The 17320-nt window shown below is 57.8% G+C and carries 12 protein-coding genes; all 12 read right to left on the reverse strand.

Annotation, left to right across the window (positions count from 1 at the left end; translation table 11 throughout):
- Positions 1 to 221: 221 nt before the first annotated feature.
- The 12 genes from JRF57_11625 to JRF57_11680 all read right to left on the reverse strand — a co-directional run bounded on the left by JRF57_11625 (position 222) and on the right by JRF57_11680 (position 17254).
- On the reverse strand, positions 222 to 1091 hold the full coding sequence (locus JRF57_11625) for a CoB--CoM heterodisulfide reductase iron-sulfur subunit B family protein (GenBank protein ID MBW2304348.1): 870 nt from the start codon (positions 1089 to 1091) through the stop codon (positions 222 to 224).
- The gene (locus JRF57_11630; protein ID MBW2304349.1) at positions 1088 to 1666 is read right to left on the reverse strand and encodes a 4Fe-4S dicluster domain-containing protein; all 579 of its coding nucleotides are present in this window, start codon (positions 1664 to 1666) and stop codon (positions 1088 to 1090) included. Before JRF57_11630 ends, JRF57_11625 begins: the two co-directional genes overlap by 4 nt.
- 77 nt (positions 1667 to 1743) lie before the next feature.
- Positions 1744 to 5172, reverse strand: coding sequence for an FAD-dependent oxidoreductase (locus tag JRF57_11635; protein ID MBW2304350.1), 3429 nt, complete (start codon positions 5170 to 5172; stop codon positions 1744 to 1746).
- 39 nt (positions 5173 to 5211) lie between these two features.
- Positions 5212 to 6360 (reverse strand): Coenzyme F420 hydrogenase/dehydrogenase, beta subunit C-terminal domain, encoded by a 1149-nt coding sequence (locus JRF57_11640; protein MBW2304351.1) that lies wholly within the window; start codon positions 6358 to 6360, stop codon positions 5212 to 5214.
- Positions 6361 to 6553: 193 nt separating this feature from the next.
- Positions 6554 to 6976: a hydrogenase iron-sulfur subunit gene (locus JRF57_11645; GenBank protein MBW2304352.1), complete on the reverse strand. Its 423-nt coding sequence runs from the start codon at positions 6974 to 6976 to the stop codon at positions 6554 to 6556.
- Positions 6977 to 7088: 112 nt separating this feature from the next.
- A complete protein-coding gene (locus JRF57_11650) occupies positions 7089 to 10499 on the reverse strand; it encodes an FAD-dependent oxidoreductase (protein MBW2304353.1) in 3411 nt (1136 codons plus the stop codon).
- A gap of 37 nt (positions 10500 to 10536) precedes the next feature.
- On the reverse strand, positions 10537 to 10962 hold the full coding sequence (locus JRF57_11655; GenBank protein MBW2304354.1) for a response regulator: 426 nt from the start codon (positions 10960 to 10962) through the stop codon (positions 10537 to 10539).
- A 524-nt stretch (positions 10963 to 11486) separates the two neighbouring features.
- Positions 11487 to 13232 (reverse strand): sigma 54-interacting transcriptional regulator, encoded by a 1746-nt coding sequence (locus JRF57_11660; GenBank protein ID MBW2304355.1) that lies wholly within the window; start codon positions 13230 to 13232, stop codon positions 11487 to 11489.
- 30 nt (positions 13233 to 13262) lie between these two features.
- On the reverse strand, positions 13263 to 13667 hold the full coding sequence (locus JRF57_11665) for a response regulator (protein ID MBW2304356.1): 405 nt from the start codon (positions 13665 to 13667) through the stop codon (positions 13263 to 13265).
- A 41-nt stretch (positions 13668 to 13708) separates the two neighbouring features.
- Positions 13709 to 14206: a universal stress protein gene (locus tag JRF57_11670; protein ID MBW2304357.1), complete on the reverse strand. Its 498-nt coding sequence runs from the start codon at positions 14204 to 14206 to the stop codon at positions 13709 to 13711.
- A gap of 70 nt (positions 14207 to 14276) precedes the next feature.
- Positions 14277 to 15440 (reverse strand): response regulator, encoded by a 1164-nt coding sequence (locus JRF57_11675; protein ID MBW2304358.1) that lies wholly within the window; start codon positions 15438 to 15440, stop codon positions 14277 to 14279.
- Positions 15440 to 17254 carry a PAS domain S-box protein gene (locus tag JRF57_11680; protein ID MBW2304359.1) on the reverse strand — a complete coding sequence of 605 codons (1815 nt, stop codon included), beginning with the start codon at positions 17252 to 17254 and terminating at the stop codon, positions 15440 to 15442. The genes JRF57_11675 and JRF57_11680 overlap by 1 nt, the downstream gene beginning before the upstream one ends.
- Positions 17255 to 17320 lie beyond the last annotated feature (66 nt).

Below are 17320 nucleotides of genomic sequence, written 5' to 3' on the forward strand. Positions count from 1 at the left end.
GCGCCCTCCCGCCGGTCACTTCAGAAAAGGAGCCATCGGCCCTTGCTCGAACCCTCCTTCCAGGGGATAGCCCCCCTAGGCCTGCCCGCCTCTGGCGTGGCTTGTCCGCCAGCAGTTTGGCGGACTTGTCCGGGGAATCTCGGGATCAAGTATTTCACCTGAAAACCATCGCCCGCACCACCGGAAAAAGGGTATGGGGGACCTTTTCAGGCGACCCGTTCCTAGATGTTGAGTCGGGCCTTCAGGGCTGGATAAAGGGCCAGGTTCATGTCCAGGTGCAGGTCCTCCTCCGGGAGTCCGAAGGCAAGGCCCATGAGCTGAGGCAGGTAAAGGATGGAGAGGTGCAGGTCTCTTCCCCGTTGCCGGGACAGGGTATCCTGATAAGCTTCAAGGTTCATCTGACACATGGGGCACACCGTGACGATACAGTCCGCCCCTTCGGCCCCCTCGAGCAGGGCACCGGTCAACTCCAGGGCCACCTCCCTCTTGGTGTTCATGAGGGCGGCCCCGCAGCACTTGGCTCCCAGGCTCCAGGGATGGACCTCCGCCCCGAGGGCTTCGATGAGGGGCTCCATGGAGCGGGGCATTTGTGGATCATCGAACGTTGCGTAGGGCCGAAGGGCCTGGCAACCGTAGTAGGGAGCCACCTTGACGCCCTTCAATGGGCGCGTCACCCGCTCGGCGGTCCTCTCCGGCCCGAAGTCCACGACGAGCACCTCCAGGAGGTGGCGAACCGCCAGGCCTCCCTCGTAGCGGAGGTCTTCTTCCGCAAGGGCTTCGTTGATCTTCTGTTTGAGATCAGGCTCTTGCCGGACCTGTTCCCCGACGCGACGTAAATTCAGGTAGCAGGCACTGCAGGGAATGAGTACGCCCCCTTCTTCTCCTGACCTTTCCGCAAGGGCCAGGTTGCGGGCGGCCAGGACAAGGGAAAGAAGGCGGCTGCTCGCTTCAGCCGCGCTGGCCCCGCAGCAGGTCCAGTCCTCCAGATCCGAAAGATCGGCCCCGAGGGCCGCCAGGACCGCTCGAGTAGAGAGGTTGTACTCTAACGCCGTTCCCTCGAGGGAACAACCCGGATAGTAGATGTACTTCATGGTCTCTTCTCCAGTTCGTCCACCTTACGGAAGAGCTTGTCAAATCTTCCTTCACCCAGGAACTTCGGGATCTCCGGGGACACCTTCCCCTTTTTCATCAACTTGAGTCCCAGGGATGCATAACCCATTGGAAGCACGGGATTCTTCATGGAAAAGAAGTACCGGTTCATGAATTCCATTTCCCTCAGGCGTCCATATCGCCGGACCGTGTCCATGAAGGCCTTGTAAAAGTTTGCGCTCTGCTTGTACCTCTTGATCCCTTCGGCCGCGGCGATCCTCTTGAGAGCGCTCATGGCCTCCGTCAATGGAAGTCCTCTCGGGCACCGAAGGGTGCAGAAATAGCAGGCCGAACACAAGTAAAACGTCCTGCTTTTAAAAATTTCCCGCTTTTCTCCGAGCTGAACCAGCCGCCACAACTGGCGCGGCGTCAAATCCATGGCGAAGGAACTCCCGCAGGACCCCGTACATGTCCCACATTGCATGCAGGCCAGAAGCTTTTCCCTGAGTTCCTCCATCAACCTGGAAGAAAAATCTTCTTCCCCTGCACTCCTCGTTTCTGATTTCCGGCTGGTCATGGAACCTCACCCTCTCTCTACAAGGGGATTCTTCCCCATCTTCGGTGAACTATAGAAAGCCTCCCTTTCCGCTCCACCTATCCTTCCTGGAGGGCGGCATCGATCACCTCGAAAACCTGATTGTCGCGGTAACCGAGGAGCACCGTGGCGCTGTTGGGACATACTGCCGCACAGGATCCGCAGCCCTGGCACATCAACACGTCCACCCGGATCTTTTCTTCCTCCTCGTCCAGCCACCGGGCCCCGTAAGGACAGGTTTCAACGCACTTCTCGCAGAGGGAACAAAGGCTGTGGCGCACCTCCGCAACGACGCTCGCCGCGGGCAGCCTCTCCCTGCCCAGCAACCTCAGGGCCCGCTGGGCGGCGGCCCCGGCCGTGGCGATGGATTCCTCAAGGGATCGCGGCGAATGGGCCAATCCGCACACAAAGATTCCTTCCCTGAGGAAGTCCACGGGGCGCCATTTGGATTCCGCCTCCTGGAAAAACCCGTCCCTGTCCAGATCCACTCCGAAAAGGCGCGCCACTTCTTCCGCCTCGTTGGGAACGATTCCCGTGCTGAGCACCAGCAAATCCGACGGGACCCTGACTTCCCGCCCCAGGATGGGATCGATGGAGGATACCACGGGCTTTCCATCTTCAAAGGTTACCTGCGGCTTGAGGGCCCGGTCGTACTGAATAAAGACCACCCCCGCCTTGCGGGCCTGGGTGTAATAGGACTCCATAAATCCATGAGCCATGAAGTCCCTATAGAAAATGCAGACATCCGCTTCGGGATTCCGCCCCTTGATGTAAAGGGCGTTTTTCAAGGCGGAAGCACAGCACAGCCGGCTGCAGTAGTTCCTGGGCTCCTCCCTGGAATCCACGCACTGGATCATGGTTACGGTTTCAAGAGCAGTCGGGTCCAACTCCCCCTCATCCAGCTTTCGTTCCAATTCCCGCTGGGTCACGACCGCTTCGCTGGTGCCGTAACCATAGCTCTGGGTGCGGGCCTCCCGGCCTCCCGTGGCCAGGATCGTCACCCCGTGAAGCAGAGCGCCGCCGGATCCGTCTTCCTTTTCTATGGTGGTTGAAAAACGTCCCACCCTCCCCTCACTATGGAGGATTCTTGCATTCAAATAGACCCGAATATTTGGATGCCTATTCACCCTGCCGAGCGTCTCTTCAAGGATAGGCTGGGGATCTTGTCCTTCCAGGGTCCGATGTAAAGAGCGGCAGTTGCCTCCCAGTTCCGCACCCCTTTCAACGAGATCCACCTCGTATCCGTGATCCGCAATGGCCAGGGCGGCCCACATGCCGGCCATGCCTCCACCCACGACCAGCGCCCGTTGCACGATCCTGCCCGTGGGCGGCGGGACGGGATCGACGCCCCTGACCCTCCCGAGGCCCATGGCGATCCTGGAGCGGATTTCGAGATCCGCCTCCTCGCGGCCTTCTTCCCCCGTGGAGATGGCGGGGGTACGAATATCCACCACGTCCATCAGAGAAGGTTGGAGCCCCACCTTCTTTCCCAGTTCCCGCAGTTTGCCGCCATAGAGGTAAGGCATGCAGGCGGCTATGAGGACCCGGTTCGCGTCGGTCTTCCCCAATGCCTCCTGAAGCCCTTCCCAACCCTCCCGGGTGCACAGCCGCTCGGTCACGAAGGTTTCGCTCACCGAACGGCGGGCCGCGGCCCAGTCGGTCAGGCCCTTGAAGGTATCGGGGTCCGCCAGGGTCCCGTTACAGGAGCACAGGGCCAAAAAAACCCTGGGAGATTCCCTGCTCACATCCCGGTAGTTTTCATCGTCACGGTTCGCTTCCAGTGCCAATCCGCCCCCCTTGGAATGGATCATCCGTGAGGCCTCCAGGGAAGCGGAACCCGCCTGAATGACCGTTTCTGAGATGTCCTTGGGGCCGGAGAAGGATCCCGCGATATAGACCCCCTCCCGGGCGGTTACGGAAGGAGAGAGGCCTTCGGACTTGCAAAATCCCCAAGGATTCAATGCGACACCCGTCATCTCGGCCAGGGCTTCCGTCCCCGCGGGAGGCCGCTGGCCCGTCGAGAGCACCACCAGGTCGAATTCTTCTTCCCGCCGTGTGCCGCCCGTATCCGCATAGACGATCCTCAGGCCCTTGCCGTCTCCCGAGGTTTCGACGGAATGGACCCTGCTACGGATGAAACGGACCCCTTCCTCTTCTTCCGCCCGGTCCCGGTAACGCTCAAAACCCTTTCCGAATGTCCGCATGTCCATGTAGAAGATGCAGGCATCCACACGTCCCCCGGTCTTCTTCTTTGCAAGAAGGGCTTCCTTGACGGCGAACATGCAGCAAACGGAAGAACAGAAATCGGCTCCCGCCTGGGGATCTCTTGACCCAACACACTGGAGCCACGCCACCCTCTCCACCTCTTTTCCGTCACTGGGTCTTACGAGTCTTCCCCCCGTGGGGCCCGTTCCGCTCATCAGCCGTTCGAACTCGACGCTCGTAAGCACATCGGGAAGCACCCCGTAACCGTATGTGTTCTTTCCCGACGAGGGATCATAGGATTCAAAACCCGAGGCAAGTATCACGGCCCCGACCTCCAGGTTTTGCTCCCCGGTGCGCTCGATTTTCTGGTGGAGTTGCAATACGAGGGGCACAAGGGTATCCGGATCAAAGGGTTTCATGAGGTAGTCGAGAGCCCCGATTTTCATGGCCTCTACGGCCGTCTCCACCGTGGCGTAGGCGGTCATCATCACCACGGGCAGGTCGGGGTTCAACTCCATTGAACGCCTGAGGACTTCCACTCCGTCCATCCCCGGCATCTTGATATCCAAAAGCATTAGATGAAAGGTCTCCCGGGACAGCTTTTCAAGGGTCTCAGCACCCGAGGCCGCCACATGGACCTGGAAACCCTCGTCCTCCAACCACTCCTTTAGAGAATCCCTGACCACCCGCTCATCATCCACCACCAGGATGCGAAAGGCGCGGCGGGCCTCCGAACCCAGGTCTATGGCACCGGTGGGACATACCTCTTCGCATTTTCCGCAAAGGGTACAGGCCTCCAGGTCCACTACGTAATGGTTGGGAATGCTGTGGGGTACCGGGAGATAGACGGCCTTTCGCGAAGTCATCCCTGCATTGAAAAGATCCTTCACCTCCACCGGGCACACCCTTTCGCACTCTCCGCACCCGATGCAGCGCTGCGCATCGACGGAAGTCGGCTTGCTATGCAGGGTCACCTGAAACTTTCCCGGTTCTCCGTCCAGGCCCACCAACTCCGTTGAAAGGAGGATATCGATATTCTCATGGAAGAGCCCTTTTCTAAGACAGTACTGGGACCCGGCGTCCCGTTCCACCAGGGGCAGCATTTTACACATTCCGCAATGGTCGGACGGAAACTGGTAGTCCAACTGGCTGAGTACGCCGCCCAGGCTGGGGGCCCTGTCGATGAGGGTAACCCTGTATCCCTGTTCCGCCAGGTCGAGGGATGCACGGATACCCGCGATTCCCGATCCGACCACCAGCGCTGATCCCACCTTTTTTTTCATGGAAGAAGACCTCCAATCCCCCGCCTTGTCTGTGTTATCCTACTCGTCCTTTCCCCCCGTGACCTCCGGGTACTCCTTCTCCCTGAAAACAGAAAGGGGCGGTTTCTCCTCCAGGCTCCTACCCGCTTCGTAGTCGAAGGCTGCTTGGGTCTTATGGGCGATGGTACGAAAGACTTCCATTACGGGGATGTTGTTCGGGCAGGCGTTGGAACACTGACCGCAGCCGACGCAAGCCGTGCTCATGTGGGCCAAACGTGTGACGTGGTAGAAGATGGTGTCCGTTGGGAGCTTGATGACGCCCTTGCGCCTGGCCCAGCTCAAGTACCGGGAGGGTTCATGGTCAAAGACATCGGTGACGAACACGCATTCCTTGCAGTAACAGACGGGACACGCGACCCGGCAATTGTAACAGTTCACGCAATCAGCGAAATAGGTGGTGAGCTTTCCCAGATCCGACGTGACCTCCCGTGTTTCCTCGAACATCTTGTCCCTGTAAGCGATCCGTTCGGCGACCAGTCTCTCCACCGCCTCCGCCCGCCCGGAGGGTTCCTGGGCAGCGGGAAGCCCTAAGTTTTCAGCCAGGGCCTTCCCCCGCTCCGTCTTCGCCGTTAGGAACAGTTGGTCTCCACCGTCCGCCCCCAGGAAACCGATCTGAAGATCCGCCCCATCGGCCACCGGGTGCTCACAGGCCTTGCAGGCCGGGGCGATGTCAAAGTCCCCGAAGGAGGTCCCTTTTCCGGAAAGGGCGTTCTCATGGAAGCGCAAAGTCGCCTCCTCCCCCTTTTCTCCGGCAAAACGCGGGTAGTCCACGTTCCTGTATGCCCCAAGGCAATCTGTACCGATCAGGATCACCTCCTCCGCCCTTGCCTGTTTGAGTTTCACGAGTTCGATGAAAGCCCTGATCTCGCAAGGTCTCAAAACCGCGGCGATCCGGCCGTCCACAGGTTTTCGGGTCAGTCTGGAGACCACCTTGGCCGCGTTCATGGGAAACACAGGGGCCAAGGGATCGCTTCCCCCAAGCTTTTCCGGGTCGGTGACCAGGGTGGGCATCACCGTGTTCTTCATGGGTAGATGCTGCGGCACCAGGAGGGCATCGATCTCTCCGTCCTGGAGCATCTTCTTGAAAAGAGTCCTCATCGCCTCCAGGGGATCGGTGTCCTTCACTTCGATCTTCCACGTCATCGTCATCCTTTCCCTCCACCTTTCAGGCCATAGGCAATTTCTTTAGGTCATCTACAGCCCTTTTCTCCATACAGTCGCCTCGATGCCGGGCCGCCCCGGAAGCGATAATCCCGATCCCCGGGGATGTCCCGTGGTAAAGGGTCCCGGGGTTCCGGCGGGAGATCCGGATCTTCTCCGCCGAAGTTCCCGGGAAATCCTCTCAAAGCACCATCTGTGTCCGGGCCTCGTTCGGTCCAAGGGCCCTGATCTCCTCCACCATTTCCTTGACGGTTTCGGCGAAGTCCACTCCCTCGCTGGCCCCGATCCAGGTCAGCTTGACCCTGCGTTCATCGAAACCGAATTGGGGCAGGATCTCCTTGAGCAGTTTGACCCTTCGCCTGGCCTTGTAATTCCCGTTGATGTAATGGCAATCCCCGGGATGACAACCGCTGATGAGAACCCCGTCGGCGCCTTCCAGCAGGGCCTTGATGACATACTTGGGATCCACCATCCCGGTACACATCATTCGAATCAGCCGGATATTCTTGGGGTAAATCAACCGGGATGTCCCGGCCAAATCCGCAGCCGTATAGGTACACCAGTTACAAACAAAGGCGATGATGGTCGGTTCAAATGTGCTCATGGCTCCGCTCCTTTTCCCTTCACCCGCGGGCACCAAAAGGCCCCCTTTTCTTTTCCCCTGCCGGGCCTTTCCTCGACCCCTGCTGGGGGTTTTAACGATTGCCTGCCGAGGTTCACTGTCCCACGGCGGCGATGGCCTCGATGATTCCCTCCAGTTCGGCCAAAACCTGCTTCTCCCTGAAATGCCTGACCTGAGCCGCGCCACTGGGACAAAATCCCGCACAACTCCCGCATCCCTTGCAAAGGGCCTCGTTCACAACGGAGACCCCCCTTCGCTCATCAAACTCGATGGCCGAGTAAGCACATAGGTCGATGCAGGTCTGGCAGCCCGCACAGATGTTCGGGTCGATCCAGGATACCACGGGGGGGATCTCCACCTTCCCCCGGGTGGACAGGGCAATGCACTTAGCCGCTGCTCCGGAGGACTGGGAGACGGTGTCCGGGATGTCTTTGGGGCCCTGGCAGGTCCCTGCCAAAAAGACCCCGTCCGTGGAGGTATTCAATGGACCGAGCTTTGGATGTTCCTCCAGGAAAAAACCGTCCGCTCCCTGGTTCACACCGAAAACCCTTCCCACTTCCACGGCGTCTGCCCGGGATTGAACGGCGGCACAAAGGACCACCATGTCCACCGGCACCCTGTACCGTTTACCCAGGAGGGTATCCTCCCCTATGACCACCAACTTGCCCTCCTCCTCGGGTCCCAGGGCATGGTCCGTGATCTCAGCGGGTTTTCCCCGCACGAAGACGATTCCCTCCTCCTGGCACCGGCGGTAGAACTCCTCATATCCCTTTCCGAAGCAGCGCATGTCGATGTAAAAATCGTATACCCGGGTCTCATGCCCCACCTTGTCCTTGATGAGGTGCCCGTATTTCAGGGCGTACATGCAGCAGACCCGGGAGCAGTACTCGTGGTAGTTTTCATCCCGGCTCCCCACGCAGTGGATGATGGCCACACTCCCGGGCGGTTTGGTAAACCGCCCTTCTTCATCCCTGAGAAGAATCTGCCCACCCGTAGGCCCGGTGGCGTTGTTGAGCCTTTCGAACTCGAGGCTGGTCAGGACGTTGGGATACCTCCCATACCCGAACTGTTTCATGGGAGTAGGATCCCAAAGATCATAGCCCGTGGCCAGGATAATGCTTCCCACGTTTACTTCCAGGTCCTCCCCCTCCATGCTGTGGTCGATGGCCTTGGCCTCGCAGGCCCGCACACATTCCATGCACTCGGAGCAGACCCCGCAATTCAGGCAACGGCCGGCTTCCCGCCTCGCCTCTTCCTCCCCCAGGCCCTTGTTCACCTCGGCAAAGGAGGTTACACTTTCCCCCGCCTCTCTGATCTCCGGTTCCGCACGGGCCTCCTTCGGGAGCCCCTTAGGGATCTCCTGCCAATCCTTCCCCGGTTTTTCCTGGGATTCGATCTTTGCGGCCAGTGTCTCCAGGTCCCCTCCGGTGAGATACTCATGGATCGCCTCCGCCGCCTTGTGACCGCCGGCCACAGCCTCGATCACGGTGGCCGGACCGCTTACCACATCCCCGGCGGCAAAAACGTTGGGAATGGAGGTCTGCATGGTATAGGGGTTGACCTGGAAGGTTTCCCAGCGGGTCGTATCGGGACAACCGGTTTCCCGTAAGGATCCGAGATCGGGCTTCTGGCCGATGGCCGGGATCACGGCATCGCAGGGGATTCGGAATTCCGATCCTTCCACGGGCACGGGCCTTCTGCGTCCGGTTGCGTCCGGGGGGCCGAGTTTAGTCCGGATGCACTCCAGGGCCTCGACCTTTCCCTCGGCGCCTGCGAGGCGGAGCGGCGCGGAAAGGAAATGGATCTTGATCCCCTCCGCCAAGGCCTCCTCGATCTCCTCCCGGTAAGCGGGCATTTCTTCCCTGCCCCGGCGGTATACGATACTGACCTCCTCCGCGCCCAGCCGCAGGGAAGTGCGGGCCGCGTCCACAGCCACGTTTCCGCCGCCCAGGATGACAACGCGTCTCCCCGGGGCCTTCCGGTCCCCCAGGTTGACCCTCCTGAGAAATTCCACGGCGTCCCGAACACCTTCCAGTTCGTCTTCTCCGGGGATTCCGAGTTTCAGGGTATCATGGGCCCCGATCCCGAGGAACACGGCACCAAAACCCTCCTTCTCGAGGTCTGACAGGGTGAAATCCTTTCCCAGTCTCTTGTTGACTTCGGCCCGGATACCCAGTCCGAGGATGTAGTTGATTTCCTTGTCCAGAATTTCCGGGGGCAACCGGTAATCCGGGATTCCCACCCGGAGCATCCCGCCGAGCTCCGGCAATGCCTCGAAAATGGTCACCTGGTAGCCCCGCAGACGCAGGTCATAGGCCACGGTCAGTCCCGCGGGACCCGAACCGATGACGGCCACCTTTTCCTCCCGCTCCCCTGTCTCGGGCCTGGGAAGGTCTCTGAGGTCCACCTGATCGGCGGCGAACCGCTTGAGTTCCCTGATACTCAGGGGGGCATCAACCTGGGTTCTCCGGCATTCGGCCTCGCAGGGATGGGGACACACCCGGCCGAGAACCCCGGGGAGGGGGAGGCGTTCCATGATCAACTGGACGGCCTCCCGGTATTTCCCTTGGGCGATGAGCTGTACGTAGCCCTGCACGTTGACGCCCGCCGGGCAGGTCAAGACGCAGGGTGCCCGATCTTTTTTTTCAATGGCGAAGGTGATTGGAACAGCCTGGGGAAAACAACGGTATATGGCCTTTCTGGGACCTAGGCCCTCGTCCCATTCGTTGGGCCTGGTGACCGGGCATACGTTTGCGCATTCCCCGCATCCCGTACAGACCCCCTCCTTGACGTAACGGGGTTTACGATGGATCGTCACCCGGTAGTTTCCGATATACCCGGAGACCTCTTTCACTTCGCTGTAGGTGAGAAGCTCGATATTCGGATGCTGGCCCACGGACACCATCTTTGGGGTGCCGATACAGGCGGCACAGTCAAGGGTCGGGAAGGTTTTGTCGAACTGGAGCATGTGGCCCCCGAGGGTCGTGGACTTCTCCACGAGATAGACCCTGTAACCGGCCTCGGCCACGTCGAGGGCGGCCTGCATCCCCGCAATTCCTCCTCCCACCACCAGTACATCCGGGTTGACGCTCACCTCCCTCGCATCCAGGCTCTGGTGATAGTTGACCCGGTTGACGGCCGCCGCCGCAAGGGTCTTCGCCTTCCGCGTGGCTTCCTCCGGATCCTGGGTCACCCAGGAAACCTGTTCCCGAACCGAGGCCATCTGGAAGTAGTAGGGATTGAGCCCGGCCCGCTGGCAGGCCCCCTGAAAGGTCTTTTCGTGGAGCCTGGGGCTGCAGGAGGCCACTACCACCCGATTGAGTCCATATTCCCGGATGTCCCTCTCGATCATCTCCTGCCCGGGATCCGAGCACATGAACTTGTAATCCCGGGCGACCACCACGTTCGGGAGTCCCCCCACGAACTCGGCCACCGCCTTGACATCCACCTTTCCAGCAATGTTTACCCCGCAGTGGCAGACATAAAAGCCGATCTTCTTCTCCATGATTTCTCTCACCTCGACCCCGTGCTCGGGCTCTCAGCTACCGCGAGCCCTTATCTGCCGGTTCAGATCCCAGTAGCCGTTCCACGCATTCCAGGAGTTCGTCCGGTTCAGGGGGCTTTTCGATATAGGCGTCGGGCTCGGGAATGGACTGCCCCAGATAGGAATCCAGGACGTTCTGTGAGTGATAGAAGGTCTTCTTCGAAATGCCGGACAGGATTATGACCGGAATGTGTCTCAACTTCTCGTCGGTCTTGATCTCCCGGTACATCTGGACGCCTCCCTGCTTGGGCATCATCACATCGAGGATGACCAGGTCCGGCATGACCTCGCGCACCTTCTCGATGCCCTCTAAACCATGGCTGGCGACATAGGGCGCATACCCGCTCGTCTCCAGCAGGGTGGAGACGAAGATCCGGATATCCAGTTCGTCGTCCACCACCATGATCTTTTTCTTTTTGGCCATCTCCAGCCCCCCTTTCATCACGGAAGCGCTTTGAGTCTACAAAAGAGCACTTATCATGCCATACCGGAGAAAACGTTTTAAATTCAGGGAGTTAGAGATTAGGCCCCGAAAAGGGGGCGGCACGTAAGCCCCTCTTTGTTGCACAATTGAAACACTTTTCGAGGGGAATTTCCTTAGGGTATGTGAAATATGGCTTCTTTTTCGGAGTGTTAACGCATGCAACAAATGATGCATCACCGATGCATCATTTGTTGCATAATGAGTGGGTAGCGGGGAGACCTTTGAAAAATGCTCAATTTTGTTCAAGGTCAAGGAAAGCGAAAATTTTAACCACAGGAATACATTGAAGTATTTCGAGGATTAAAATTTGAGCCTGACGCCGAGATTGGGCAAAAGGGAGCATTTTTCAATGGTCTAGTGGGTTTATTGATCAGTATATTTCGGCTGGATCCTAGGGTTTGAAGTCTGCTGCGCTTTGGGGAAAGGCAGGGTCGATGCCTTGCAAGATTCGGGTTCAATGCCCGTCAGGGTTTCAGCTCGTATTTTTTCATCTTCCGCCAAAGGGTGGACCGGTCGATTCGGAGTTCCTTCGCCGCCTTACTCCGATGCCAACCGTGGCGTTTCAATGCCGCCAGGATCAGTTCCCTCTCGCTGCTTTCCCGGCTTCGGCCGAGACCCGGGAGACTTCCCTGTTCAAGGTCTTGGGGCGGCAGCCTCCCCTGAAGAAACAATGGGAGGTGTTTTTTCTCGATCACCTCCCCCGGGCACAGGATCAGGGCGTGTTCCAGGATGTTTTCAAGCTCCCGCACATTTCCCGGATAGTCGTAATTGAGGAGGATCTCCATGGCCTCCTTCGAGATCCTGTCCACCCTTGCATTCTGAACGGCCGCCAGCTTTTTCAAGAGGTGATCGATCAGGAGAGGAATGTCCCCCCGCCTGTCTTTCAGGGGAGGAAGTTGAATCCTTATGACGTTGAGCCTGTAAAAGAGATCTTCCCGAAAAGTTCTCTCCTTCACCTTCCTTTCCAGGTCACGGTTGGTGGCGGCGATGATTCGGACATTCACCCGGGTGGTCCTTCCGCCTCCCAGGGGATAGAATTCCTTGTCCTCCAAGACCCGCAGCAGCTTGGCCTGGAGAGGAAGAGGGAGATCCCCGATCTCGTCCAGAAAAATGGTGCCGCCGTCCGCCTCCTGGAAGCGTCCGGGTTTGTCCCTGTCCGCCCCTGTAAAGGCACCCTTGACATACCCGAACAATTCCGATTCGATCAGATTTTCTGGAAGGGCGGCACAGTTGACCTTGATGTAAGGTTTTCCGGCCCGTTTGCTGGCATTGTGGGTCACCTTGGCAAGGAGATCCTTTCCGGTCCCCGTGGCCCCCTCGATAAGAAGCGTGGCGTCACTCGATGCCACGGCCCGGATGGTCTCGAAGATCTGCTGCATGGTCGGGTCGCGGCCGATCATGTCCCCAAAGGTGTACCCCTTGCGGATTTCCCTGCTGAGCCGATGGATCAGGGAGAGATCCTGGATGGTGGCCAGCCCCCCGACGATCTCTCCATACTCGTTCCGCAAGGCCATGCAGTCGGCCTGGATCGGGATTTTCTTCCCTCCCTTTCCTGCGAGCACCAGCCGGCGGCTCGATCGGGACTTCCCGTCTCCGATGGAGGCCTTAAGGAGGGCGACAGCCTCCGTTTCCTCTCCACCCAAGAGAAGGGAGCAGGGTTTACCCAGGATCTCCCTTCGATCGTATCCGGAGATGGACTCCGCCCGGGCATTGAAAAAGGAGATATGCCCTCCCCGGGTTACGGTGAAAACCCCTATATCCAGGTTGTCCAGGATAATCTTGAGACGCTGCTCGTCATATCGGATCCTGTCGAGGAGATCTTCAAAAAGGGAATGGTCCTGGAGGATCTCGATACATCCGGCCGGTCTGCGCCGGGCATCGTAAAGGGGGGTGACGATCTTGGTGATGAGCCTCTTCTCTTCATTCGCGTCCAGGATCTCGATATCAAAGCTCATGGACCGGCGCCGCTCCATGACGGCACGGTGATACATGCATCCGCCGCGGCACAGATCATTGAGGAAGACTTCGTGGCAGGGCATTCCCACCACCTCTTCCTCCCTGTAACCCGTAAGGGCTTGAAAGGTACGGTTGAAGGAGGTGATCCGTCTTTCTGCATCCACGGTGAAGATCCCTACATTCAATCCATCGAGGATCGAACGCAACTGGTCATAGGAGATGAAGCCCCCTTCAACGTCTGCTTTTCGGGTCATCCTGGTACGGTGAATCAGGGCCCTTGAAGATCATTGTCTTGCCTCTCCGAGGGTTTCCCTGATCGCTTGTAAAAGTTGATCAGACTCGGGCGGTTTTTCGATATAGGCGGCGGGGGGAGGAAGTTCCATCCCCTCGGACCGGCTCAAGAGATTCCGGGAGCTGAGGAAGGTTTTCCGGGAGACGGCCGAGAGCATAATGACTGGAATACCCGCCAATTCCGGGTCCCTTTTAAGTTCAAGGTACATCCGGATGCCTCCCATCCTGGGCATCATGACATCGAGAATGATCAGGGAGGGTTTATGGCGTCTTGCCATCTCGAGCCCCTCCCTGCCGTCGGTCGCTGAAAGAGGTACGTAACCGTTGGTTTCGAGGAGGGTGGTTACGTAAATCCTCATGTCCAGCTCGTCATCCACCACAAGGACTTTTCGGCCGATCGTCGGAGCCCTCCTTCCCTAAGGATTGAAAAAACCGCCCCCTAAAGTATCTCTCCGGGAAGGATGAAGCGTTTGGCGGGATTTCGAATGGCGATAACGTGGCAATGGGCGTACTTGGAAACGTTGGCCACGGTACTTCCATGTTCGATCCGCTCTTGTTCCGATTTCCCCAAGGCCCCCATCACGATGACATCGATGTTGTTTTTCTTCGCATACCGGATAATCTCGACATCCGGAGCACCCTCTTTTACCACCATCACGTAATTTTGGAATCCCTCCAGTCTCTTCCCGTATTCCTTCATCAGGGCCTCCTCGGCCCTCTTGGCGACTTCTTCATTGAAAAAGGTCTCGCCTCCTTCTGCTCCCTCCGGGACATGCTCATCCACCACCTGCCGCAGATAGGTATAAGAGGAGTGGGGGACGTGGAGAATATGAAGTTTCGCCCCGTGTTTCTTAGCCAGGTCCAGGGCGTGAATGAAAGCGATATTGGCGTCTTCCGAAAAATCGGTGGCAAACAGAATGTTCTTATAGGAAACCATGGCTTTCCCCTTTCACGGCTTGCTGTTCAACCCTTCGGCACGGGTTCCCAAGGACCGGGGCATTCCGCCCTCAGGGATTCCCCGCTTCCTCACCGCTCTCTCCTCCTTCCCCGGGAAGACGAATAATGAACCTTGTACCCTTTTTTTCCTCGCTTTGCAACTCTATCCGCCCGCCGTGGGCATCGACGATCTTCTTGGTGATCATCAGCCCAAGGCCTGTTCCGCGGGAGCCTTTTGTGCTGAAAAACCTACGGAAAACCTTTTCCCTGGTCTCCTCGTCCATGCCGCATCCGTTGTCGATGATCTCAAAGGACACTCCGCCCGCGCCGTTCCTCCGGGAGCGAAGGACGACCCTCAAGGGCTCGGGTGACGCCCCCTTCCCTTCGCAGGCCTCAATGGCGTTGGTCACCAGGTTCAAAAGGCAGCGGTGGATTTCTTCGGGATCAAGCAAGACCCTGGGCAGGTCTTCCTCGGTATCCAGTTCCAGGGTGACTCCGCACGCCTCGGCACGCGGAAGCATCAGTTCATGGATCTCCCGTAAAATGCGGTTGGGATCGCAAGGCCGCCTTTCAAGTTCCCTTTCCCTTGCATAGTTCAACAATTCCAGGGCCATGTCCTTTATCCTGTCGATGTTTTCCTTGATCATCCGCCACCCCTGGAGAAGATAGGTCCTGTTGTCCAGCTCCAATCCCTTCTCCAGGACAAAGGCACCGCCCGTAAGGCCGCTGGTGATGTTTTTAATGGCATGGGCGAGACCGGCCACAGTTTGCCCAACTGCCGCCAATCGCTCCGCCTCCATGAGGGCCCTGGTCTTTTCCTCTACGAGTTTTTCGAGATTCTCCGTGTGCTCGCGAATCTGCTTCTTGAAGAAGATTTTCTCCTTTGCCCTGCCCAGGGCGATATCAAGGGCATCGTCATTGATGGGTTTTGTTATGAAATCGGCTGCGTCGTTCTTGATGCTCTGGATGGCCAGATCCATGTCGCCATGGCCCGTAATCATGATGACCTCTGTCTCCGGGCTCTCCGCCTTGATCTGTCTGAGGACCTCGATCCCGTCCATTCCGGGCATCTTGATATCCGTAAGCACGATGGCCGGGTTCTCCCGGCGGAACACCCGAAGGGCTTCCTCGCCGTTCCCGGCGGTGAACACCTCGTACCCCCTGTCCCGCAAGGATATCCCGAGGACCTTACGGATTCCCTCCTCGTCGTCCACCAAAAGGATTTTCTCTTCCATCATCGCCTTCCCGGATAGGGGAATCGAAGGATAAAGGCGGAACCTTCTCCTTCACGACTTCTCACCTCTATGGTGCCTTCGTAATCCCGAACGATGCCGTAACTGATGGAAAGCCCGAGTCCTGTTCCCTTGCCCACCTTCTTGGTCGAGAAAAAGGGATCAAAGATTCTCCCGCGGATGGATTCCGGGATCCCTATACCCGTATCCCGAACCTCGACGACCACCTGCCCGTCTTCCATGCCCGTCCTGAGGTATATCCTCTTTTCTCCAGGGGGGGCGCTCCTCCCCTCCCACTTCTCCTCGATAGCGTCCCGGGCGTTGGTAAACAAGTTGATGAAGACCTGTTCGAGCCGGTTGGCATCTGCCATGATAACGGGAATATCCTTGTCCAGGTCCATGACCACCTCGATCTCCCTCAGCCTCAACTGCTGGTTGAAAATCTCCAGGGCCTTCAGCAAGGTGTCGTTGACCTGAACCTCGGATCTTTTCACCTCAGCCGGCCTTCCAAATTCCCTCATGTGGTTGATGATCTTGGAGGCCCGATCCACGTGGCTGTCGATCTCACTGGTCATGGTCTCCAGGATGTCGTCCTCTATGGGCTCCTTCCTCCTGACCTTCCGGAGAAGAAAGGAGCTGGCGGTCTTGATCACCGACAAGGGCTGATTCAGTTCGTGGGCCACGCCGGTAGCCATCTCTCCAAGTGTGGCCATTTTGCCGGCTTGAATCAATTGCTGCTCGGCCATCAACCTGGCCGTTATATCGTTTGCGGTGACAAGAAGTGCCTTCCTCTGACCGTATTCTCCGTGGGATACATACATGTTGACGAAAATGGTCTCTCCATCCTTCTTGATCTGGCGGACCTTGCTCAGCCCCTCAGCGTTTCTTATCTTCCCGGCGCAGGTCTCCCGGTCTCCCTCTTCAAAGAACTGCATGAAAGAACTGCCGAGAATCTCTTCCTTCCCAAAACCGTATACCGCCTCGATACTGTTGTTGCAATCGATGATCTCGAGACTTTCAGGGTCGAGGACGAAAATGGGATTGGGCATGGTGTTGAAAATCATCCGGTATTTTTCCTCGGACTTCCTGACTTCATTTTCCAGGAATTTCATTTGTGTAACATCAAGGCACATCTCCATGACGGCCACGATCCGCCCCCCGGAATCCCGGATGGGCACGGTTCGAACCATCCAGAAGGAACGGGTCCCATCCTTATTGATCCCCATCTCTTCACTGCTCCTGGGCCTTCCGTCACTGAAAGTTCCTACCAGTGGACATACCCCGCACCTTTCTTGACGTCCCTTGTAGGCATGGTAGCAGTAATCCCCGGGGCTGGGGTCGAACCGCCTCGCAAATTCCTTGTTATACTTCAAAAGCCTGAATTCCCGGTCCTGTACGGTTACGTAACAGGGAACGTGCTCGAAGAGGTTCCTGTACTCCTCCTTCTGCTTATTGAGCTCCTCTTGCTTTTCCCCGATCTGCTTTCCCATCCGGTTAATGGCCGATGCCAGTTGACCGATTTCGTCGTCCCGCCTCACGTCCACCCTGTAACCATACTCTCCCCTTCCGATATGGTTGGTCCCGTTGATCAATTCCTTAATGGGTCGGTTTACAAAGCGGACGATGAAAAATCCGATGATCCCCGAAGTGGCGATGAAGATGGCCAGGGCCAAAGTGAGGATTTCGATGGCCCTTTTTTCCTGTGATTCAATGCTGAAGTAGGACCAAATGGAAAAACTGACCAGCAATACGAGTCCGACCAGACAGATGAGGCGGAAACTGAGACTGCGGTAGATTCGAAACCGTCTTTTGGACATGGACCCAAGCCTTATCCGGGATAAATTCTGCGCATTATCGGCAAACTTGGCAATTTTATAATCCTA

The sequence above is a fragment of the Deltaproteobacteria bacterium genome (assembly GCA_019310525.1).
In the GTDB taxonomy this organism is placed as follows: Bacteria; Desulfobacterota; DSM-4660; order Desulfatiglandales; family HGW-15; genus JAFDEE01.